Genomic DNA, 18,353 nt, shown 5'->3' on the forward strand with positions numbered 1-18,353 from the left:
GAGCCTCATGATTTTCGACTATGTGATCCTGGGCGGCGGTTCGGCCGGCGCCACTTTGGCCGCGCGTCTGAGCGAGGATGCGGGGGTGAGCGTGTGCCTCGTAGAGGCGGGCACGCGGGCGCGCGATATTTTCGTGCGCGCGCCGGCCTTGGTGGCGGCGATGGTGCCGGGGCGGCCGCCGATCCACAACTGGGCGCTCAAGACGGTGCCGCAGCCGGGGCTGAACGGGCGGCGGGGCTTTCAGCCGCGCGGGCGGGGCTTGGGCGGCTCTTCGGCGATCAACGCGATGCTCTATATTCGCGGCCTGCCCGCCGATTATGACGAATGGGCCGAGCTTGGCGCAGAAGGCTGGGATTGGGCCGCCTGTCTGCCCTATTTCAAGCGCGCCGAGCGCAACATGCGCGGCGCCGACGCCTATCATGGCGATGCCGGGCCCCTGCAGGTCGGCGATCAGCGCCGCCCGCGCCCCGCGACGCGCGCCTTCATCGAGGCCTGCGCCGAAGTGGGCCTCGCGCCGAACGCCGATTTCAACGGGGCCGAGCAGGAGGGCGCCGGGCTCTATCAGGTCACGCAATTCTGGGACGGCCCCCGCAAGGGCGAGCGCTGTTCCGCGGCGGCGGCCTATCTGCACCCGGTGCTCGGGCGGGCGAACCTCACCGTGATGACCCAAACCCGCGCCGAGCGGGTCTTGGTCGAGGGCGGTCGCGCGGTGGGGGCGTTGGTGCGGCGGGGCGGGCGGCGGATCCGGCTCGAGGCGCGGCGCGAGGTGATCCTCGCGGCCGGCGCCTTTGGCTCGCCGCAGCTCCTGATGCTCTCCGGCATCGGCCCGGAGGAGGAGCTGCGCGCCCATGGCATCGCGCCGGTGCAGGTGCTGCCCGGCGTCGGGCAGAACCTGCAAGACCACCTCGATTATACGATCTCCTACACCTCGCCGCGGCCCGATGTCGTCGGGCTCAACCCCGCGGGGCTGATGCGGCTCGCGCGGGCGGCGGGGCTCTGGCGGCGCGAGGGCGAGGGGCTCTTTGCCTCGCCGATGGCCGAGGGCGCGGCGTTTCTGCGCTCCGATCCCGGCCTCGCGCGGCCCGATCTGCAGCTCCATTTCGTCGTCGGCATCGTCGATCAGCATATGCGCAAACCCCATCTCGCCGACGGTTGGTCGTGCCATATCTGTCAGCTGCGGCCGTTCTCGCGCGGCACGGTGGGGCTTGGCTCGGCCGACCCGCGCGCCGCGCCGCGCATCGACCCGGCCTTCCTCTCCGACCCGCGCGACGGCGCCGCGATGCTGGGCGCGGCGCGGGCGCTCGAGCGGATCTGCACGGCGGCGCCGCTCGCGCCCTGGCGGGGGCGGCGGCTTTACCGGCATGATGGCTCGGAGGCGGCGCTGATGGCCGATATCCGCGCCCGCGCCGACACGATCTATCACCCGGTCGGCACCTGCCGGATGGGCACCGACAGCGGCGCGGTGGTGGACCCGGAGCTGCGGGTGCGGGGGGTGGCGGGGCTGCGGGTGGTCGATGCCTCGGTGATGCCGCGGCTGATCGGCGGCAATACCAACGCGCCGACGATCATGATCGCGGAACGCGCCGCCGACATGATCGCGCGGGCCCGTTAACGGCGCCGGCGCGGCACGACGGGGATCCGCGTGCGGGCATAATCGAGATGCGGATGCGGCGGGCGCCCGGCATTCTCGGCCCAGAACGCCCGCCCGCCGCGCGCCGCCCAGAACGGCCAGATCAGCACGACCCCCGCCACGAACCCGCCGATATGGGCCCAATAGGCGACCCCGTCGCCCGCCGTCATCGCGGTGCCGTTGAGCAGCTGCATCCCGAACCAGATCCCGAGGATCACCCAGGCCGGGATCGGGAAGATCTTGAAAAAGATGATGAAAATGAAGATCACATCGACCCGCGCGCGCGGGAAGAGGAGCAGATAGCCGCCCATCACCCCCGCGATCGCCCCCGAGGCGCCGACCATCGGCACCGCGCTCAAGGGCTCGATCGCGATCTGCGCGCCCGCCGCCGCCAGCCCGCAGGCGAGGTAGAAGGCGAGAAACCGGCCATGGCCGAGCTGATCCTCGAGGTTGTCGCCAAAGACCCACAGGAAGAGCATGTTGCCCGCGATATGCATCAGCCCCGCATGCAGGAACATATGGGTCACCAGCCCCTGCAGGTAGACGCCCTGCATGATCGCGGCGGGGTAGAGCGCGCCTTCGGCCCACAGGTCGGTCATGTCGCCAAGCGCGGGCGAGGTCAGCGCGAAGATCGCGATGTTGAGCAGGATGATTGCCCGGGTGACCCAGGGCGTGCGCGTCGAGGGGTTATGATCGCGGATCGGGAACATGGGCCGAGTGTGGCGATCGGCGCCGCGCCGTCAAGCGGCTCAGCGCAGCGCGCGCAAAACCACCGTCTCGCCGCGGGTCAGCTCGAGCACCTCGCCCGCCATCCGCGCGCCATCGATGCGGGTGAAGGTCGAGTGGAAGGCCTGTTCGACCGCCATCACCTCGGGCGGGCACATCATCCGCGTGCCGGCGAGCGCGCCGAAATGCAGCTTGCCCTCGCGCGGCTCGATGCGCGCGTTATAGCGGTTGCAGCCCGAGGAGCCCGCGATCAGCCCCGCCTCGGGGCGGCCGAGCGTGACCGGAACGCCCGCGGGCACCGGCGCGCCCGCAAGCTCGGTCACCCGCCATTCGCCCCCCACCGGCAGCGCGGCGAGCGGGTCGGCGGGCGCCTCCTCGCGGCAGGCGGCAAGGGCGAGAAGCGCGAACGCTAGGGCGGGAGCAAGTTTCATCATCGGGCCTTCGGGCTTTGGCCGACCATGCGCGCCGGGGCCGGGCGCCGCAAGGGCCTCACGCAACCGTGTCAGAAGGTCGGCGGCGTGTTGATCCAGATCAGCACCGTTTGGCCATCGGCGGCGTTCGACCATTCATGCGGGCGGCGGCTCTCGAAATAGATCGAATCGCCGGGGCCGAGCTCATAATGCTCGCTCGCGTCGAGGGTGATGCGGAAACGCCCCTCGATCACGGTGATGAATTCCTCGCCCTCGTGGTCATAGCCGCCCTGCGAGGTGGCGCCGGGGGCGAGGATGAAGCGGTGACAATCCATCTGGCGGCGGCCCTCGGCCAGCACCTCGACGCGCACCCCCTCGACCGGCATCGGCCAGATCCGCGCGGCCTGCGCGCGCACCACCGCGCCGCCCGGCGCATCCTGGCCCGAGAGCGCCGAGACCGTGGTGCCGTAATATTGCGCGAGATCGGCGAGGGTCTTGAAGCTCACCCCCGCGCCGGTGCGCTCGAGCGTGGAGAGCGCGGAGGCCGAGACGCCGAGCGCCTGCGCCACCGCCTCGAGGGTCTCGCCGCGGCTTTGGCGCAGCTGGCGCAGCGCGGCGCCCATCGGCTCATTGGTGATCGCGGGCTCGGCGGCGGGGGTGGCCTCGGCCTCGAGGGTGGCGCGGATCGCGGCCGGGTTCAGCCCCGCCTCGCGGCGCAAAAACGAGATCCGCTGCAACCGCGCGACATCGGCTGCCGAATAGAGCCGCTGCCCCGAGGCCCGGCGCGCGGGCGCGACAAGGCCCTGCGTCTCCCACAGCCGCAGCGTCGAGGGCGCAACGCCCGCCGCGCGCGCCGCTTCGGTCACGCGGAAGGTCGGCTCATCATGGGGATCGAGGGTCGAGTCGGTCATTTTTTCAGCCTTACAAGGCAAGGATGCGCCGCGCCACGGAAAGCTGCAAGAAATTTCTTGCAGAAAAAATGTAAAGTGAGATGGTGGGGCATCTCGAATCGGAGCTTCCCATGACTGTCCAGACCTCGCCCGAACTTTCCGCCCGCAAGGACGCCGCCATCGCCAAAGGCGTCGGCATGTCCACCCAGATCTACGCCGCCCGCGCGGAAAATGCCGAGATCTGGGACAAGAACGGCACCCGTTTCATCGATTTCGCCGCCGGCATCGCGGTGGTGAACACCGGCCACCGCCACCCGAAGGTGATCGAAGCCGTCAAGGCCCAGCTCGACGCCTTCACCCACACCTGCCACCAGGTCGTGCCCTATGAGAACTACGTCGTGCTCGCCGAACGGCTGAACGCCAAGGTTCCGGGCGATTTCACCAAGAAGACGATCTTCACCACCACCGGCGCCGAAGCCGTTGAAAACGCGATCAAGATCGCGCGTCACTACACCGGCCGCGCGGGCGTCATCGCCTTCGCCGGCGGCTTCCATGGCCGGACCTTCATGACCATGACGCTGACCGGCAAGGTCCAGCCCTACAAGGCCGGTTTCGGCCCGATGATGAACGATGTCTGGCACCTGCCCTACCCGAACGCGCTGCATGGCGTGTCGATGGAGGACGCGATCGCCTCGCTCGAGCGCCTCTTCAAGGCCGATGTCGAGCCCTCGCGCGTTGCCGCGATCATCCTCGAGCCGGTGCAGGGCGAGGGCGGCTTCGTGCCCGCACCCGAAGGCTTCATGAAGAAGATCCGCGAGATCTGCGACAAACATGGCATCGTGATGATCGCCGATGAAGTGCAGACCGGCTTTGCCCGCACCGGCAAGCTCTTCGCGATGGAGCACCACGGCGTCGCCGCCGATATCACCACCATGGCCAAGGGCCTCGGCGGCGGTCTGCCGATCTCGGCGGTCACCGGGCGCGCCGAAATCATGGATCACGCCCAGCCGGGCGGCCTCGGCGGCACCTATGCCGGCAACCCGCTCGGCGTCGCCGCGGCCAATGCCGTGCTCGACGTGATCGAGGAAGAAGACCTGCCCGCCCGCGCCGAACGCCTCGGCGCGCGCCTCAAGCAGCGCCTCGCCGCGATCGCCGATCAAGTGCCGGAAATCGTCGAGATCCGCGGCCCGGGCTTCATGAACGCGGTCGAATTCAACGTCGCGGGCACCGACACTCCGAACCCGGATTTCGTCAAACGCGTTCTGGCCGAGGCGCTCGACCGCGGGCTGATCCTGCTGTCGTGCGGCGTTTACGGCAACGTGATCCGCTTCCTCGCGCCGCTCACCATCCCCGAGCCGGTCTTCGAGGAAGCCCTCGAGATCCTCGAGGCGTCGATCCTCGCGGCGAAGGGCTGAGCCATGTGGGGCGAGGGGCCGCGCGCCGAGATTGCGCCGATGCGACTCGACGAAACCGACCAGCGCCTGATCGCCGCCCTGCGGCGTGACGGCCGCGCGGCGGTCTCGGATCTCGCCGTTCAGCTCGGCCTCTCGCGGGCCACCGTCCGCGCGCGGATCGAGCGGCTCGTCGCCCGTGGCGAGATCGAGGGCTTCACCGTTCAGACCCGCTCCGACGCCGCTCTGGCGCCGGTGCGGGGGCTGATGATGCTCGCCATCGAAGGCCGCGGCACCGAGCGGGTGATGAGCCGCCTGCTCGGCCTGCCGCAGGTTCAGGCGGTGCATACCACCAACGGCCAGTGGGATCTGATCGTGGAAATCGGCGCGCGCGGCCTGCCCGAGCTCGACGAGACGCTGCTTGCGATCCGCCGGATCGAGGGGGTGTCGCGCTCGGAGACCAACCTGCAACTCTCGACCCGCAAACCCGCCGCGCGGCTCTGAACCATGCGCGGGGCTCTTGACCTGCGCCCCCGGCGGGCGCAGATCTTGGGCGCAACTTTGGAGGCGCAGATGATCCTTTCCGTTCCGAACATGACCTGCGGCCATTGCAAGGCCGCCGTCGAGGCCGCGATCACCGAGGTCGGCGGCAAGGCCGTGGTGAGTCTCGAAGACCGCGAGGTCGAGGTCAACGGCCTGCCCGAGGCGACCGTTCTGGCCGCGCTGAAGGCGGCGGGCTATGAGGCCGAAATCGTCGAATAACCCCTGATCTGGGGGCGAAACGCCCGGGCGCCGCAAGGGATTGCGGCGCCTGTGGCCGTTGCGCGGGGTCGGCAAAAATCCGCGCAAGAGATTGAGAATTGTTGCAAAACCGCGTAAAATAACGCGCAATCGCGGGCAGGGATCAACCCTCGCCCCTCCGAGGCAGTAACGGGACAGAACCATGAAAATTTCCCTCCTTGCGGCGGCTTTCGTCGCTCTGGGCACGAGCCAGGCGCTTGCCGGCGCCATCGACAGCGCCTGCCTGAAAACCGGCCGCTCCGCCGCCAACCGCGAGCTGTGCGGCTGCGTGCAGCGCGTCGCGGATATGACGCTGAGCAAATCCGACCAACGCCGCGCGGCCAAGTTCTTCAAAGACCCCGACATGGCGCAGCAGGTGCGGATGTCGGACAGCGCCTCGGACGAGGCCTTCTGGGCGCGCTACAAGCAGTTCGCCGGCGCCGCCGAGAACTACTGCAGCAACTGAAGCTCGGCGATCAGCCGCCGCGCGCCGGCCTCGATCAGATCGAGGCAGCCGTCGAAATCGCGCGTGTAATAGGGGTCGGGGACATCCTGCGACCCCTTTTCATTTTGCAAGAAAAGCCGCAGCTCGGCCCGTGCGCCCTTGGGCGCGATCCGGCGCGCATCGCGCAGGTTCTGGCTGTCCATCGCGAGAATCAGCTCGAATTCCGCGAAATCCGCGGCGCGGATCTGGCGCGCGCGCAGGGCCGCGAGGTCATAGCCGCGCGCCCGCGCCGCGGCCTGCATCGGGCCATAGGGCGGCTCGCCCGCGTGCCAATCGCCGGTTCCGGCGCTGTCGGCCTTGACCGCAAGGCCCGCCTCGGCGGCCAGTTTGCGAAACACGCCTTCGGCGGCGGGGGAGCGGCAGATATTGCCAAGGCAGAGAAACAGGATACGCATAGGGAAAGGTTAACGGAGGAGGGGCGGATGGCCAAGATCGTGATTCTGACCGGGGCGGGGATTTCGGCGGAGAGCGGGATTCGCACCTTTCGCGCCTCGGACGGGCTTTGGGAGGAGCATCACGTCGAGGATGTCGCGACGCCGGAGGGCTTTGCGCGCGACCCCGATCTCGTGCTGCGGTTCTACAATGAGCGCCGCGCGGCGGCGGCCGCGGCCGAGCCCAACGCCGCGCATCGCGCGCTGGCCGCGCTCGAATCGGATGGCCGCCACGAGGTTCTGATCGTCACGCAAAACGTCGACGACCTGCATGAGCGCGGCGGCTCGCGCAACGTCATCCATATGCATGGCACGCTGACCGGCGCGCTCTGCGCGGCCTGCGGGCACCGTTGGCCGAGCCCGGCGGTGATGGCGCGGGGCGATTGTTGCCCCGCCTGTGGCGCGACGGCGGAACGCCCGGATATTGTGTGGTTCGGCGAGATGCCCTACCAGATGGAGGAAATCTGGACGGCCTTGCGCGCGGCAGATCTCTTCGTGTCGATCGGCACTTCGGGCAATGTCTACCCGGCGGCGGGCTTCGTGGCCGATGCGCGCCACGCCGGTATCGCCACGCTCGAGCTCAATCTCGAGCCCTCCGCGGGCAGCGCCTATTTCGATCACGCGCTCCACGGCCCGGCGACGCGGATCGTTCCGGCCTGGGTTGCCGGGATTCTGGCCTGAAACCGCGCGCAGGCGCCATGAATCGCTTGACGCGCCGCGGCTTTCCTCTTATGCCCCCCAAACGGATTTCCGGGCGCCGCCTTTGCGGTGCTCGTTTGTGTTGAGAAACGGGCGGACACGCGCCCCGTGAAACGAAGGATTGATGCCATGTCGCGCGTCTGCGAACTGACCGGCAAGGGCCCGACCACGGGCAACAACGTGAGCCACGCGAACAACAAGACGCGTCGCCGCTTCCTGCCGAACCTCAACGATGTCACCCTGATCTCTGACGTTCTGGGCCAGTCGTTCAAACTGCGCATTTCGGCCGCCGGCCTGCGCTCGGTCGACCATCGCGGGGGCCTCGACGCCTTCCTGATGAAAGCCGACGACACCGAGCTCTCGGTCAACGCGCTGAAGATCAAGAAAGCCATCGTGAAGGCTCAGGCCGCCGCCTGAGTCGCACGACCGTGCCGATCCGAAAGCCCCGCCTCATGGCGCGGCTTTTGCTTTTTTGCCGCAGCCGCAAGGCGGGTTTCTTGACTTTGCGCATGGAACGCGGGGGCCGCGCGCGCTAAAGTGGCGCCATGAACCGCAGATTTGCCCAGAGCGCCCTAGCGATCCTGCTGTCGGCAATCCTCTCGGTCACCAGCCTCACGATGGCGGTGGCCCGGGGGCAGACACGCGTCGCGGGCGAGTTCGTCATCTGCACCGGCTATGGAATTACCACGATCCAGGTCGATGAGAATGGCGAGCCCGTGGGCCCGGTTCATCTGTGCCCCGACATGGTTCTGGGGCTCATGGCGGCGCTCGACACGCCGGCCCCGACGCTCACGCGTCCCGAGGGTCAGGGCCTGCGTCTCGAGCCGCTTGCCGTGGTGCTCAGTGCCGGTCTGGCGGCGCCCCAGCCGCGGGCGCGCGACCCGCCCACCGCCGCCTGAGGCGCGTTTGCGCCCGGCAAGTGTGCGTTTCCCCTTGCCAGTCTGAGGCGGCTTTCCCGAGCCGCGGCCCGGTCCGGCATTTGTCCCGATGCCCGGCTCTGGCCCCAAGACACCCGCCCGGCGGCCCCGTGCCGCGGGGCGCCCGGGGCTCGGTTCCCGACGAGCCCCTTGCGAGCAACGCCTTTTCCCGAGGGCGTCAGATCGGCCTCCCCGTTGCGCCTATGCCCTTCGTCGCAACGGGGAGATGCGCAAAGCCCCGCGGGCCGGCCACGGGGCTTTTGCTTTGCGATCAAGCTCTTGTCAGAGGCCGAGCGTGGAGAGCATCTCGGCCGCGGCGGTCGCGGGCGCGGCCTCTCCCGCCGACACGGCGGCGCCGAGCGCCTGCATCCGCGCGCGGATCTCCGGGTCGGTATGGAGCCGCGCGAGCAACCCCTCGCGCACTTCGCTCTCGAACCAGTGCCGCGCCTGCGCCGCCCGGCGGCGCTCGAAATGGCCGTTCTCGCGGCGCCAGTCGGCAAGCGTCCGCATCTCCTCCCAGGCCTTGATCAGCCCCTGCTCCTCGAGCGCCGAGACCGGCAGCGCCTTGGGGAAGCCCTCCGGGTCTTGCCCGCGCTTGCGCAAGAGCCGCAGCGCGCCGGCATAATCGCCCACGGTGCGCATCGCGGCGGGCTTGAGATCGCCATCGGCCTTGTTCACGAGGATCATATCCGCCATTTCCATGATCCCGCGCTTCACGCCCTGCAGCTCGTCGCCCCCCGCCGGCGCCATCAGCAGGATGAAGAGATCGGTCATCTCCGCGACCAGCGTCTCCGACTGGCCGACGCCGACCGTCTCGATCAACACCACATCGAACCCCGCCGCCTCACACAGGCTGACCGCCTCGCGGGTGCGCCGCGCGACGCCCCCCAGATGCGCCTGGCTCGGCGAGGGGCGGATGAAGGCGTTGGGCTCGCGCGAGAGCCGCTCCATCCGGGTCTTGTCGCCGAGGATCGAGCCGCCCGAGCGCGCCGAGCTCGGGTCGACCGCGAGCACCGCAACCTTCAGCCCCTGGCCGATCAGCATCGTGCCGAAGCTCTCGATGAAGGTCGATTTGCCCACCCCCGGCGTGCCCGACAGCCCGATGCGCAGCGCCTGCCGCCCGGCTGGCGCCAGCGCCTCCAAGAGCGCGGCGGCCTGCGCGCGATGATCGGCGCGGGCCGATTCGACCAGCGTGATCGCGCGGGCCAGCGCGCGGCGGTCCCCGGCGAGGATCTTGGCGGCGAAGTCGGGCAGGAGAGATGCGGTCATCGGAGGCCTTCGGTCATGGGGTCACGAAACCGTCAGGAAGAGTGAGGCGGTTTGCCGTTTCTTGCCTCTTCCGGGCGGTGTATGTCCAGACCGAACACCGATTTGCCGGAGGAACGCCCGTGTCGACCGTTCGCACCCTGATCCGCAAAACCGCCGCGCTGAGCCTCGCCGGGCTTCTGGCGCTGAGCTTGCCCGCGCAGGCCGATCAGACCGATCGCATCGTTTTTGATGTGATCTTGAAAGGGGTTACGGCGGGCCAGCTGTCGATCAACGGCAAGATCGAGGGCGCGAGCTATGGCGCGACCGGCACGCTGCAAACCACCGGCCTCGTCGGCATGCTGAAAAAGCTGCGCCATGACGCCGCGGTCTCGGGCAGCTTCCGCGCGGGCCGCTTCACGCCGCTCAAATATTCCGAAACCGCGCAGCGCAACGGCAAGGTGATCGACCACGGGATCATCTACAAGGCCGGCACGCCGGTCTCGGTGACCCGCAACCCGCCGCGCACCCCCGGCGCGCTCGATGTCGAGCCCGCAAATCAGGGCGGCACCATCGACCCGCTGACCGCGCTTTACGCCGTCCTGCGCGATGTCGACCGCGCCGAGGCCTGCAAGCTCGACGTGAAGATGTATGACGGCTCGAAGCGCAGCCAGGTCCGCCTCGAGGCGCCGCAGGCCGCGGGCGAGGGTGTCGTCTGCAAGGGCGAATATCGCCGGCTTGAGGGGTTCTCGCCCGAGGATATGGCCGAGAAGAGCCGCTTCCCCTTCACGCTGACCTATGCGCCGACCCCCGATGGCGCGCGGCTGCAGGTGATCGAGATTTCGACCGATACGATCCTTGGACAAGGCCGTCTGAAACGGCGATAAGGCGGCGTGACCGACCGTTTGCCGATAGATGATGCGCTGCCTGCGCTGACCGACGCGCTTGCGCGGGCGGGGCGGGCTGTTTTGATGGCGCCGCCCGGCGCGGGCAAGACGACGCGGGTGCCGCTCGCGCTCCTCGGTCAGATCACCGGCAAGATCGTCATGCTCGAGCCGCGCCGCCTCGCTGCGCGCGCGGCCGCCGAGCGGATGGCCGAGACCCTGGGCGAGGCGGTGGGCGAGACGGTCGGCTACCGGATCCGCGGCGAGGCGAAAACCTCGCGCGCGACGCGCATCGAGGTCGTCACCGAGGGGATCTTGACGAGGATGCTGCAATCGGACCCGGAGCTCTCCGGCATCGGCTGCGTGATCTTCGACGAATTCCATGAACGCTCGCTCAACGCCGATCTTGGCCTCGCGCTGACCTGGGAGGCGCGCGGCGCGCTGCGCCCCGATCTCGCGATCGTGGTGATGTCGGCGACGCTCGATGCCGAGCCGGTGGCGGCGCTGCTCGAGGGGGCGCCGATCGTGGTCTCCGAGGGGCGCGCCTTCCCGGTCGAAACGCGCTGGCTCGGGCGGCCGCTCGCCGCGGGGCTGCGGCTCGAGGCGGCGGTGGCGGGGCTGGTCGAGGAGGCGCTCGCCGAGACCACGGGCGGCGTGCTCGTGTTTCTGCCCGGCGAGGGCGAGATCCGCCGCGTCGAGGCGCTGCTCGCCCCGCGGCTCGGCCCCGAGGTCGTGCTGCGCCCGCTCTTCGGCGCGATGGAGTTCGCCCGCCAGCGCGCCGCGATCGCGCCGGTGGCCGCGGGGCGCAAGGTCGTGCTCGCCACCTCGATCGCGGAAACCTCGCTCACCATCGAGGATATCCGCGTCGTGGTCGATGCCGGGCGCGCGCGGCGGCTCCGGTTCGACCCGGCCTCGGGCATGGCGCGGCTGGTGACGGAGCGCGCCTCGCGCGCCGAGGCCGAGCAGCGGCACGGTCGGGCGGGGCGGGTGGCCGAAGGGGTCTGCTACCGGCTCTGGACGAAGGGCGAGGAGGGCGCGCTGCCGGGCTTTGCGCCGCCCGAAATCGCGGTGGCCGATCTCGCGGGCCTCGCGCTCGAGCTCGCGCTCTGGGGCTCGGATGGCTCCGATCTGGCCTTTCTCACCCCGCCGCCAGGGCCCGCGCTCGCCGAGGCGCGCGCGCTGCTCGCGGGGCTCGGCGCGCTCGATCCGGGCGGCCGGATCACCGCCCATGGCCGCGCGCTCGCGCGCTTGCCGCTGCATCCGCGGCTGGGGCATATGCTCGTGACCGCAGGCCCGGAGGCCGCGCCGCTCGCGGCCCTTCTGGCCGAGCGCGATTTGCTCAAGGGCGCGCCCGCCGAGCTCACCCTGCGGCTCTCGGCCTTTGAAAACGCGAGGAAATTTGAGGCCGAGCACCCCTGGCCCGTGCACCGCAGCACGCTCGAGCGCGCCCGCACCGAGGCCAGGCGGCTGGCGAAACTGGTGACCGGCGCGGGTGGCTATTCCCCCGCCGAGATGGCCGCGCTGGCCTATCCCGACCGGATCGGGCTGCGCCGCAAGGGCGATGCGCCGCGCTATGTTCTCTCGGGCGGCAAGGGCGCGATCGCGGCGGAGGGCGAGGCGCTGGGCCGCGCGCGGCTGATCGTGGCGACCGATCTCGACGGCGACCCGCGCGAGGCGCGGCTGCGCCAGGGCACGGCGCTCTCCGAGGCCGAGCTGCGCGGGCTTTACGCCGATCAGATCGCCTGGGTCGAGGTCTGCGAATGGTCGAAGCGCGAGGGCCGGGTGATCGCGCGCAAACAGGAGCGCTTCGGCGCGCTGGTGCTCGATGATCGCCACTGGCCCGAGGCGCCGCCCGCGGCGCTGGCGCGCGGCGCGCTCGAGGGGCTGCGCCAGATCGGGCTGACGCTCAGCCCGGCGGCGGCGCGGCTGCGCGCGCGGGTCGAGATTCTGCGCGCCGATGGTGCCGATCTGCCGGATCTGTCGGACGAAGCGCTGCTCGCGGGCGAGGCGCTCCTGCCCTTCCTTTCCGGCAAACGCACCGAGGCCGATCTGCGGGCGCTTGACCTGACCGAGGCGCTGAAAGCGCAACTCGACTGGGATCAGACCGCGCTCCTCGACCGCCTCGCGCCGAGCCATTTCACCACGCCGCTCGGCCGGCGCGTGCCGATCGATTATTCCGGCGAGGCGCCCGCGATCGAGGTGAAACTGCCCGAGATGTATGGCGTGACCACGCATCCGACGGTCGGCCCGAAGCGCCACCCGCTCAGGATCTCGCTCCTCTCGCCGGGGATGAAGCCCATTCAGGTGACGATGGATCTACCCGGGTTCTGGGAGGGCTCCTATGCCGAGGTCCGCAAGGAGATGCGCGGCCGCTACCCCCGCCACCCCTGGCCGGAAAACCCGCGCGAAGCCGATCCGACGACCCGCGCCAAGCCGCGCGGCACCTGAAGGGGGCGCTGCCCCCTCTGCCTTCGGCATTCACCCCCGGGATATTTCTGGCAAGATGAAAGGACCACACTTCATCTTGCCAGAAATATCCCGGGGGGAGCCCGGAACGGGCGGGGGGCAGCGCCCCCCTCCACGCTGGGTCAGATCACTTGCCCAAGCACCAGCGCATGATCGCCTTTTGCGCATGGAGCCGGTTTTCCGCTTCGTCGAAAATCACCGAATGGGGCCCGTCCATCACCGCCGAGGTGGCCTCATCGTTGCGATGCGCGGGCAGGCAATGCATGAAGAGCGCGTCGGGTTTGGCCTTGGCCATCAGCTCTTCGTTGACCTGATAGGGGCGGAGCTGATTGTGGCGCCGCTCTTTCGCCGATTCCGGGTCATGCATCGACACCCAGGTATCGGTGACGACGAGATCGGCGCCGGACACCGCTTTCGCCGGATCGCGCTCGATCTCGACATTGACCCCTTTGGCGCGCGCGAAGTCGACCCATTCGCGTTCCGGGTCAAGGGTTTGCGGGCCGGTGAAGGTGAGGTCGAAGCCGAATTGCCCGGCCGCCTGCAGGAAAGAGGCGCAGACGTTGTTGCCGTCGCCCGACCAGACCACCTTGCGCCCGGCGATCGGGCCGCGGTGTTCTTCATAGGTCATGATATCGGCCATGATCTGGCAGGGGTGGGTGCGGTTCGTCAGCCCGTTGATCACCGGCACGGAGGCATATTCGGCCATCTCGAGCAGCGTTGCCTCCTCGAAGGTGCGGATCATGATCAGATCGACATAGCGCGAGAGCACCCGCGCGGTATCGGCGATCGTCTCGCCATGGCCGAGTTGCATTTCCTTGCCCGAGAGCACCATCGTCTGGCCGCCCATCTGGCGCACGCCCACATCGAAGCTCACCCGGGTTCGGGTCGAGGGTTTCTCGAAGATCAGCGCGACCATATGGCCTTTGAGCGGCGCATCCTCATCGGGGGCGCCTTTCGGGAGGCCCTGGCGGGCGTCCTTCATGGCGCGCGCCGAGTCGATCATCTTGCGCAGGTCTTCGGGGCTGGTGGTGTGGATATCGAGAAAATGGGTCATGTGCTTTGCTTTCCCGGCGGCGCCGGGGGCGCTGCCCCCGGACCCCCGGCGTATTGGGGCCAAGAAGAAATCAGGCCGGTTTCTGTTCAAGTGCGGTGGCGGCGGCGTCGAGGCGGGCGACGGCTTCGGCCATGTCCGCCTCGGAGATATTGAGCGCGGGCAGGAGCCGCAGCACGTTATCGGCGGCGGGCACGGTGAGCAGGTTCTGGGCATAGGCCGCGGCCACGACATCGCCCGGCGCGGGCAGGCATTTCAGCCCGAGCATCAGCCCCTGGCCGCGGACCTCGGAGAAGACGCCGGGGTGCGCGGCGACCAGCGCCTCGAGCTTTTGGCGCAGGAAGCCCGCGCGCGCGTTCACCTCGGCGAGGAATTCGGGGGTGGAGACGATCTCCATCACCTTCGCGCCGACCGCGCAGCCGAGCGGGTTGCCGCCATAGGTCGAGCCATGGGTGCCCGCGACCATGCCCGAGGCCGCCGCTTCGGTGGCCAGCACCGCGCCGAGCGGGAAGCCGCCGCCGATGCCTTTGGCGACCATCATGATATCGGGGGTGATGCCGGCCCATTCATGCGCGAAGAGCCGCCCCGTGCGGCCCATGCCGCATTGCACCTCGTCGAAGATCAGAAGCGTGCCGGTTTCGGCGGAGATGTCCTTGAGCGCTTTCAGGAAGGCGTCGGAGGCCGGGCGGATGCCGCCCTCGCCCTGCACCGGCTCGATCAGGATCGCGGCGGTGTTGGGGCCCATCGCGGCTTTCACCGCCTCGAGGTCATCCCAGGGCAGGTGGACAAAGCCGGGCAGGAGCGGGCCGAAGCCCTTGACCATTTTCTCCGAGCCCGCCGCCGCGATCGCCGCCGAGGAGCGGCCATGGAAGGCGCCCGCGAAGGTCAGGATCTCGACCCGCTCGGGGGCGCCTTTCTCATACCAGTATTTGCGCGCCATCTTGACGGCGAGCTCGCAGGCCTCAGTGCCCGAATTGGTGAAGAACACGGTATCGGCGAAGGTCGCGGCCACGAGCTGGTCGGCGAGGCGTTGTTGCTCGGGGATCTGGTAGAGGTTCGAGACATGCCAGAGTTTTTGCGCCTGTTCGCCGAGCGCCGCGACCAGTTCGGGCGCAGCATGGCCGAGCGCGTTCACCGCGATCCCGGCGCCCATGTCGAGATATCGGCTGCCGTCCGCGGCCTCCAGCCAGGAGCCAGCGCCTTTGACGAAGGCAAGCGGCGCGCGGTTATAGGTCGGCAGGATCGAGGAAATCATGGGATGTCTCCGGTAGGGAAGGCCAAGGGGTGCCTGAGCCCCGATGGGCTGTCAACGGCTTTGGCCGGGATTTGCGCTTGTTTTGAAGGCTGTGTGGCCTTTGGCCACGGGATCCTTGCGGGGTTTGTGGCCTGCGGCCACGGGTCTTCTGAAGGTTTGTGGCCTGCGGCCACGGCTCTGCTGAAGGTTTGTGGCCTGCGGCCACGGGGGATCGGACGTCAGGCGCGGGCGCGACGTCGGGGACGGGCAAGGAGGGCGGTCCGTTTGATCATGGCCGTGGGGTAGCCCCGGGCGGCGCTTTTGTCAAAGGGCAATCCGCCGCGGGGTTGAAATCCGGGGGCGGCGCTTGTATCTCACTGCGTCCGCATTAGAATGGCGAAAGCCGTAGGGTCTGCCCGTGTCGGGTTGGCAAAGAGAGCGAAAGGGTGACCATGTCCTGGACCGATGAGCGCGTCGAACTCCTCAAGAAGATGTGGTCCGAGGGCCAATCGGCCAGCCAGATCGCCAAAGAGCTGGGCGGGGTGACCCGCAATGCCGTGATCGGCAAGGTGCACCGTCTGGGGCTGTCGAACCGGGTGGGGGATGCGCCCGCCGCGCCCGCGCCCGCCGCCCCCGTGGCGCCGCCCGCGCCCAAACCTGCGCCCGAGGCGCGCCGCCCCGAGCCCGCGCCCAAACCCGCGCCGCAGCCGGCCGCGGCCGCCCCGGCGGCGCCTGCGCCCGCGCCCGCCGCGGCCCAGCCTGCGCCGCAGCCCGCGCCCGCCAACAGCGCGGCCCGCCCCGAGCCGGTGGCCGCCGCGCCCGCGATGACGCCTGCGCTGCGCAAGCCGATCATCCCGGCGGGCCAGCCCCTGCCGCCGCAGCCCTCGGCCAATGAGATCAGCCCCGAGGCGCTGGCCAAGGTTGGCGAGGTCGAGAAACGGGCCCGCAAGCTCGGGCTGATGGAGCTCACCGAGCGGACCTGCAAATGGCCGATCGGCGACCCGGCGACGGATAATTTCTATTTCTGCGGGCTGCCGTCGCAGCCGGGCAAGCCCTATTGCGAGGCGCATGTGGGCGTGGCCTTCCAGCCGATGAGCGCGCGGCGCGACCGTCGGCGCTGAACCAGGGTGCCGGGGGCGCCGCCCCCGGACCCCCGGGATATTTGTGGCAAGATGAAAGGGCGGGTCGCGCGGCTCGCCTTTGCCTTTGAGAGGGAAGCGATGAGCCAGAACCCCCCGAACCTGCGCCCTGATCTTGCGCCGAAAGCGCGGATCGACGAGGCGCCGCGCCCGGGTCAGCCGACGATCGGGATGGTCTCGCTCGGCTGTCCGAAGGCTTTGGTCGACAGCGAGCGGATCCTGACGCGGCTGCGCGCCGAGGGTTATGCGATCTCGCCCGATTACACCGGCGCCGAGGCGGTGATCGTCAATACCTGCGGGTTTCTTGATTCGGCCAAGGCCGAGAGCCTCGAGGCGATTGGTGAGGCGCTGAAGGAAAACGGCAAGGTGATCGTGACCGGCTGTCTGGGCGCGGATCCGGAGTTCATCACCGGGGTGCATCCGAAGGTGTTGGCCGTCACCGGGCCCGAGCAGTTCGAGCAGGTGCTCGACGCGGTGCATGGGGCGGTGCCGCCGGCGCCCGACCCGTTCATCGACCTGTTGCCGCCCACCGGCGTCAAGCTCACGCCGCGCCATTACAGCTATCTCAAGATTTCCGAGGGCTGCAACCACCATTGCAAGTTCTGCATCATCCCGGACATGCGGGGGCGGCTCGTGTCGCGGCCGGCGCATGCGGTGTTGCGCGAGGCAGAGAAGCTTCTCGACGCGGGCGTGCGCGAGCTGTTGGTGATCAGCCAGGATACGTCGGCCTATGGGGTTGATCGCAAACATGATTTGGCGCCCTGGAAGGGCGGCGAGGTGCGCACGCATATCACCGATCTGACCCGCGAGATGGGCAAGATGGCGCGCGATGCGGGGGCCTGGCTGCGGCTCCATTATGTCTATCCCTATCCGCATGTGCGCGATCTCGTGCCGCTGATGGCGGAGGGGTTGGCGCTGCCCTATCTCGACATTCCGTTCCAGCATGCCCACCCGGAGGTGCTCAAGCGCATGGCGCGGCCCGCGGCTTCGGCGAAGACGCTCGACGAGATCGCGGCCTGGCGGCGCGATTGCCCGGAGATCATCCTGCGTTCGACCTTCATCGTGGGCTATCCGGGCGAGACGGAAGAGGAGTTCCAGTATCTCCTCGACTGGATGGACGAGGCCCAGCTCGATCGCGTCGGCTGTTTCCAGTATGAAAATGTCGCGGGCGCGCGCTCGAGCGAGCTGCCCGGCCATATCGCGCCCGAGCTCAAGCAGGAGCGGTGGGAGCGGTTCATGGAGAAGGCGCAGGAGATTTCCGCCGCCAAGCTCGAGGCGCGCGTGGGCGCGACCGAGCAGGTGATCGTCGATGCGGTGGACGGCGAGGGCGCGACCTGCCGCACCCGGGCCGATGCGCCGGAAATCGACGGCAATCTCTTCATCGACGAGGGGTTCGAGGGGCTCGCCCCGGGCGACATGGTCACCGTCGAGGTCGAGGAAGCCAGCGAATACGACCTCTGGGGGCGTCTCGTCTGACAAGACAACGGCCCCCGAAGGGGCCGCTCTCTGAGGGGCAGGCGCAGGCGATCAGGCGTCGCGGCCCATCGCCGGTTGCGGGGCGATATCGTAGGTCTTGCGGTTGGTGTGCGAGAGCACATAGTCGAGCGCTTGCGTGTCGCCGGCGCGTTTCGCATCCGAGATCATTTGCAGCTCGGCGCCGGTGTAATCGGCCGGGTTGACGCCGAGCTGCGCCGCGAATTGCGCCTTGCCGGCGTTGACGGTCGCTTCGGGCTCACGGTTCACATGGTTGAGGAAATAGGCATAGGTGCCTTGTTGGCCGTTTTCCTTCGCCGCGATCATCGCGCCCAGCTCGGGGGCGGTGTAATCGGCCGCGTTCACGCCGAGCTGAGCGGCGATTTGCGCCACGCCGGGGGTCACTTCGGCGGCGCCGGCGACGCCGGCGGTCAGGATCAGGGCGAGGGCGCTGAGCGTCAGATTGCGTTTCATGGTCTGTC

The 18,353-nt window shown here is 69.2% G+C and carries 20 protein-coding genes; 12 read left to right on the forward strand and 8 right to left on the reverse strand.

Features of this window, described 5'->3' with window-relative positions; all coding sequences use genetic code 11:
• Nucleotides 1-7 precede the first annotated feature (7 nt).
• Nucleotides 8-1,612, forward strand: coding sequence for a GMC family oxidoreductase (locus tag LPB142_RS03045; protein WP_071165481.1), 1,605 nt, complete (start codon nucleotides 8-10; stop codon nucleotides 1,610-1,612).
• Here LPB142_RS03045 and LPB142_RS03050 read toward each other — a convergent pair.
• The 3 genes from LPB142_RS03050 to LPB142_RS03060 all read right to left on the reverse strand — a co-directional run bounded on the left by LPB142_RS03050 (nucleotide 1,609) and on the right by LPB142_RS03060 (nucleotide 3,677).
• Nucleotides 1,609-2,340 carry a rhomboid family intramembrane serine protease gene (locus LPB142_RS03050; protein WP_071165482.1) on the reverse strand — a complete coding sequence of 244 codons (732 nt, stop codon included), beginning with the start codon at nucleotides 2,338-2,340 and terminating at the stop codon, nucleotides 1,609-1,611. The genes LPB142_RS03045 and LPB142_RS03050 overlap by 4 nt on opposite strands.
• A gap of 39 nt (nucleotides 2,341-2,379) precedes the next feature.
• Entirely contained in the window at nucleotides 2,380-2,787 is a 408-nt protein-coding gene (locus tag LPB142_RS03055; RefSeq protein WP_198037859.1) for an META domain-containing protein, read from the reverse strand.
• Between the two features lie 71 nt (nucleotides 2,788-2,858).
• Nucleotides 2,859-3,677, reverse strand: coding sequence for a MerR family transcriptional regulator (locus LPB142_RS03060; RefSeq protein ID WP_071165484.1), 819 nt, complete (start codon nucleotides 3,675-3,677; stop codon nucleotides 2,859-2,861).
• A 110-nt stretch (nucleotides 3,678-3,787) separates the two neighbouring features.
• Between LPB142_RS03060 and LPB142_RS03065 the strand changes: the two genes are divergently transcribed.
• The 4 genes from LPB142_RS03065 (at nucleotide 3,788) to LPB142_RS03080 (ending at nucleotide 6,293) form a co-directional block, all read left to right on the forward strand.
• The gene (locus LPB142_RS03065; RefSeq protein ID WP_071167104.1) at nucleotides 3,788-5,071 is read left to right on the forward strand and encodes a 4-aminobutyrate--2-oxoglutarate transaminase; all 1,284 of its coding nucleotides are present in this window, start codon (nucleotides 3,788-3,790) and stop codon (nucleotides 5,069-5,071) included.
• A gap of 39 nt (nucleotides 5,072-5,110) precedes the next feature.
• Nucleotides 5,111-5,551, forward strand: a complete 441-nt coding sequence (locus tag LPB142_RS03070) for an Lrp/AsnC family transcriptional regulator (RefSeq protein ID WP_156894299.1) — start codon at nucleotides 5,111-5,113, stop codon at nucleotides 5,549-5,551.
• Between the two features lie 69 nt (nucleotides 5,552-5,620).
• On the forward strand, nucleotides 5,621-5,809 hold the full coding sequence (locus tag LPB142_RS03075; protein WP_068766496.1) for a heavy-metal-associated domain-containing protein: 189 nt from the start codon (nucleotides 5,621-5,623) through the stop codon (nucleotides 5,807-5,809).
• Between the two features lie 181 nt (nucleotides 5,810-5,990).
• Complete coding sequence (locus LPB142_RS03080) at nucleotides 5,991-6,293, forward strand: hypothetical protein (RefSeq protein WP_071165486.1); 303 nt, start codon at nucleotides 5,991-5,993, stop codon at nucleotides 6,291-6,293.
• Here LPB142_RS03080 and LPB142_RS03085 read toward each other — a convergent pair.
• A complete protein-coding gene (locus LPB142_RS03085; RefSeq protein WP_068766102.1) occupies nucleotides 6,278-6,727 on the reverse strand; it encodes a low molecular weight protein-tyrosine-phosphatase in 450 nt (149 codons plus the stop codon). The two genes, LPB142_RS03080 and LPB142_RS03085, sit on opposite strands and share 16 nt — an antisense overlap.
• 27 nt (nucleotides 6,728-6,754) lie before the next feature.
• On the opposite strand from LPB142_RS03085, the gene LPB142_RS03090 reads away from it, so the two are divergent.
• From LPB142_RS03090 to LPB142_RS03100, 3 genes are all read left to right on the forward strand, one after another.
• On the forward strand, nucleotides 6,755-7,444 hold the full coding sequence (locus LPB142_RS03090) for an NAD-dependent deacylase (protein ID WP_068766101.1): 690 nt from the start codon (nucleotides 6,755-6,757) through the stop codon (nucleotides 7,442-7,444).
• A 147-nt stretch (nucleotides 7,445-7,591) separates the two neighbouring features.
• The gene (gene rpmB / locus LPB142_RS03095; RefSeq protein WP_068766100.1) at nucleotides 7,592-7,879 is read left to right on the forward strand and encodes a 50S ribosomal protein L28; all 288 of its coding nucleotides are present in this window, start codon (nucleotides 7,592-7,594) and stop codon (nucleotides 7,877-7,879) included.
• Between the two features lie 128 nt (nucleotides 7,880-8,007).
• Entirely contained in the window at nucleotides 8,008-8,361 is a 354-nt protein-coding gene (locus LPB142_RS03100) for a hypothetical protein (protein ID WP_068766099.1), read from the forward strand.
• 300 nt (nucleotides 8,362-8,661) lie between these two features.
• On the opposite strand, the gene meaB is transcribed toward LPB142_RS03100, so the two are convergent.
• Complete coding sequence (meaB, locus tag LPB142_RS03105; protein ID WP_068766098.1) at nucleotides 8,662-9,648, reverse strand: methylmalonyl Co-A mutase-associated GTPase MeaB; 987 nt, start codon at nucleotides 9,646-9,648, stop codon at nucleotides 8,662-8,664.
• A gap of 119 nt (nucleotides 9,649-9,767) precedes the next feature.
• On the opposite strand from meaB, the gene LPB142_RS03110 reads away from it, so the two are divergent.
• Together LPB142_RS03110 and hrpB are read left to right on the forward strand one after the other, a co-directional pair.
• Nucleotides 9,768-10,511, forward strand: a complete 744-nt coding sequence (locus LPB142_RS03110; RefSeq protein ID WP_232230957.1) for a DUF3108 domain-containing protein — start codon at nucleotides 9,768-9,770, stop codon at nucleotides 10,509-10,511.
• A gap of 6 nt (nucleotides 10,512-10,517) precedes the next feature.
• On the forward strand, nucleotides 10,518-12,956 hold the full coding sequence (gene hrpB / locus LPB142_RS03115) for an ATP-dependent helicase HrpB (protein ID WP_071165487.1): 2,439 nt from the start codon (nucleotides 10,518-10,520) through the stop codon (nucleotides 12,954-12,956).
• A gap of 145 nt (nucleotides 12,957-13,101) precedes the next feature.
• Here the strand turns inward: hrpB and argF are convergent, their stop codons facing one another.
• Together argF and LPB142_RS03125 are read right to left on the reverse strand one after the other, a co-directional pair.
• Nucleotides 13,102-14,028 carry an ornithine carbamoyltransferase gene (gene argF, locus LPB142_RS03120; RefSeq protein WP_068766096.1) on the reverse strand — a complete coding sequence of 309 codons (927 nt, stop codon included), beginning with the start codon at nucleotides 14,026-14,028 and terminating at the stop codon, nucleotides 13,102-13,104.
• A 70-nt stretch (nucleotides 14,029-14,098) separates the two neighbouring features.
• Nucleotides 14,099-15,280, reverse strand: coding sequence for an aspartate aminotransferase family protein (locus LPB142_RS03125; protein ID WP_068766095.1), 1,182 nt, complete (start codon nucleotides 15,278-15,280; stop codon nucleotides 14,099-14,101).
• 431 nt (nucleotides 15,281-15,711) lie between these two features.
• On the opposite strand from LPB142_RS03125, the gene LPB142_RS03130 reads away from it, so the two are divergent.
• Both LPB142_RS03130 and rimO read left to right on the forward strand, forming a co-directional pair.
• Nucleotides 15,712-16,380, forward strand: coding sequence for a GcrA family cell cycle regulator (locus LPB142_RS03130; protein ID WP_068766094.1), 669 nt, complete (start codon nucleotides 15,712-15,714; stop codon nucleotides 16,378-16,380).
• 99 nt (nucleotides 16,381-16,479) lie between these two features.
• Nucleotides 16,480-17,874, forward strand: a complete 1,395-nt coding sequence (gene rimO / locus LPB142_RS03135; protein ID WP_071167106.1) for a 30S ribosomal protein S12 methylthiotransferase RimO — start codon at nucleotides 16,480-16,482, stop codon at nucleotides 17,872-17,874.
• Nucleotides 17,875-17,925: 51 nt separating this feature from the next.
• Here the strand turns inward: rimO and LPB142_RS03140 are convergent, their stop codons facing one another.
• Complete coding sequence (locus LPB142_RS03140) at nucleotides 17,926-18,345, reverse strand: hypothetical protein (RefSeq protein ID WP_071165488.1); 420 nt, start codon at nucleotides 18,343-18,345, stop codon at nucleotides 17,926-17,928.
• Nucleotides 18,346-18,353 lie beyond the last annotated feature (8 nt).

It is taken from the genome of Rhodobacter xanthinilyticus, from assembly GCF_001856665.1.
GTDB classification, from domain to species: Bacteria; Pseudomonadota; Alphaproteobacteria; order Rhodobacterales; family Rhodobacteraceae; genus Rhodobacter; species Rhodobacter xanthinilyticus.

What these genes read in the sequence shown, in the direction of transcription:
- LPB142_RS03045 (WP_071165481.1), top strand. Translation starts at nt 8, where the DNA reads ATGATTTTCGACTATGTGATCCTGGGCGGCGGTTCGGCCGGCGCCACT.
- LPB142_RS03050 (WP_071165482.1), bottom strand. Translation starts at nt 2,340, where the DNA reads ATGTTCCCGATCCGCGATCATAACCCCTCGACGCGCACGCCCTGGGTC.
- LPB142_RS03055 (WP_198037859.1), bottom strand. Translation starts at nt 2,787, where the DNA reads ATGAAACTTGCTCCCGCCCTAGCGTTCGCGCTTCTCGCCCTTGCCGCC.
- LPB142_RS03060 (WP_071165484.1), bottom strand. Translation starts at nt 3,677, where the DNA reads ATGACCGACTCGACCCTCGATCCCCATGATGAGCCGACCTTCCGCGTG.
- LPB142_RS03065 (WP_071167104.1), top strand. Translation starts at nt 3,788, where the DNA reads ATGACTGTCCAGACCTCGCCCGAACTTTCCGCCCGCAAGGACGCCGCC.
- LPB142_RS03070 (WP_156894299.1), top strand. Translation starts at nt 5,111, where the DNA reads ATGCGACTCGACGAAACCGACCAGCGCCTGATCGCCGCCCTGCGGCGT.
- LPB142_RS03075 (WP_068766496.1), top strand. Translation starts at nt 5,621, where the DNA reads ATGATCCTTTCCGTTCCGAACATGACCTGCGGCCATTGCAAGGCCGCC.
- LPB142_RS03080 (WP_071165486.1), top strand. Translation starts at nt 5,991, where the DNA reads ATGAAAATTTCCCTCCTTGCGGCGGCTTTCGTCGCTCTGGGCACGAGC.
- LPB142_RS03085 (WP_068766102.1), bottom strand. Translation starts at nt 6,727, where the DNA reads ATGCGTATCCTGTTTCTCTGCCTTGGCAATATCTGCCGCTCCCCCGCC.
- LPB142_RS03090 (WP_068766101.1), top strand. Translation starts at nt 6,755, where the DNA reads ATGGCCAAGATCGTGATTCTGACCGGGGCGGGGATTTCGGCGGAGAGC.
- rpmB (WP_068766100.1), top strand. Translation starts at nt 7,592, where the DNA reads ATGTCGCGCGTCTGCGAACTGACCGGCAAGGGCCCGACCACGGGCAAC.
- LPB142_RS03100 (WP_068766099.1), top strand. Translation starts at nt 8,008, where the DNA reads ATGAACCGCAGATTTGCCCAGAGCGCCCTAGCGATCCTGCTGTCGGCA.
- meaB (WP_068766098.1), bottom strand. Translation starts at nt 9,648, where the DNA reads ATGACCGCATCTCTCCTGCCCGACTTCGCCGCCAAGATCCTCGCCGGG.
- argF (WP_068766096.1), bottom strand. Translation starts at nt 14,028, where the DNA reads ATGACCCATTTTCTCGATATCCACACCACCAGCCCCGAAGACCTGCGC.
- LPB142_RS03125 (WP_068766095.1), bottom strand. Translation starts at nt 15,280, where the DNA reads ATGATTTCCTCGATCCTGCCGACCTATAACCGCGCGCCGCTTGCCTTC.
- LPB142_RS03130 (WP_068766094.1), top strand. Translation starts at nt 15,712, where the DNA reads ATGTCCTGGACCGATGAGCGCGTCGAACTCCTCAAGAAGATGTGGTCC.
- rimO (WP_071167106.1), top strand. Translation starts at nt 16,480, where the DNA reads ATGAGCCAGAACCCCCCGAACCTGCGCCCTGATCTTGCGCCGAAAGCG.
- LPB142_RS03140 (WP_071165488.1), bottom strand. Translation starts at nt 18,345, where the DNA reads ATGAAACGCAATCTGACGCTCAGCGCCCTCGCCCTGATCCTGACCGCC.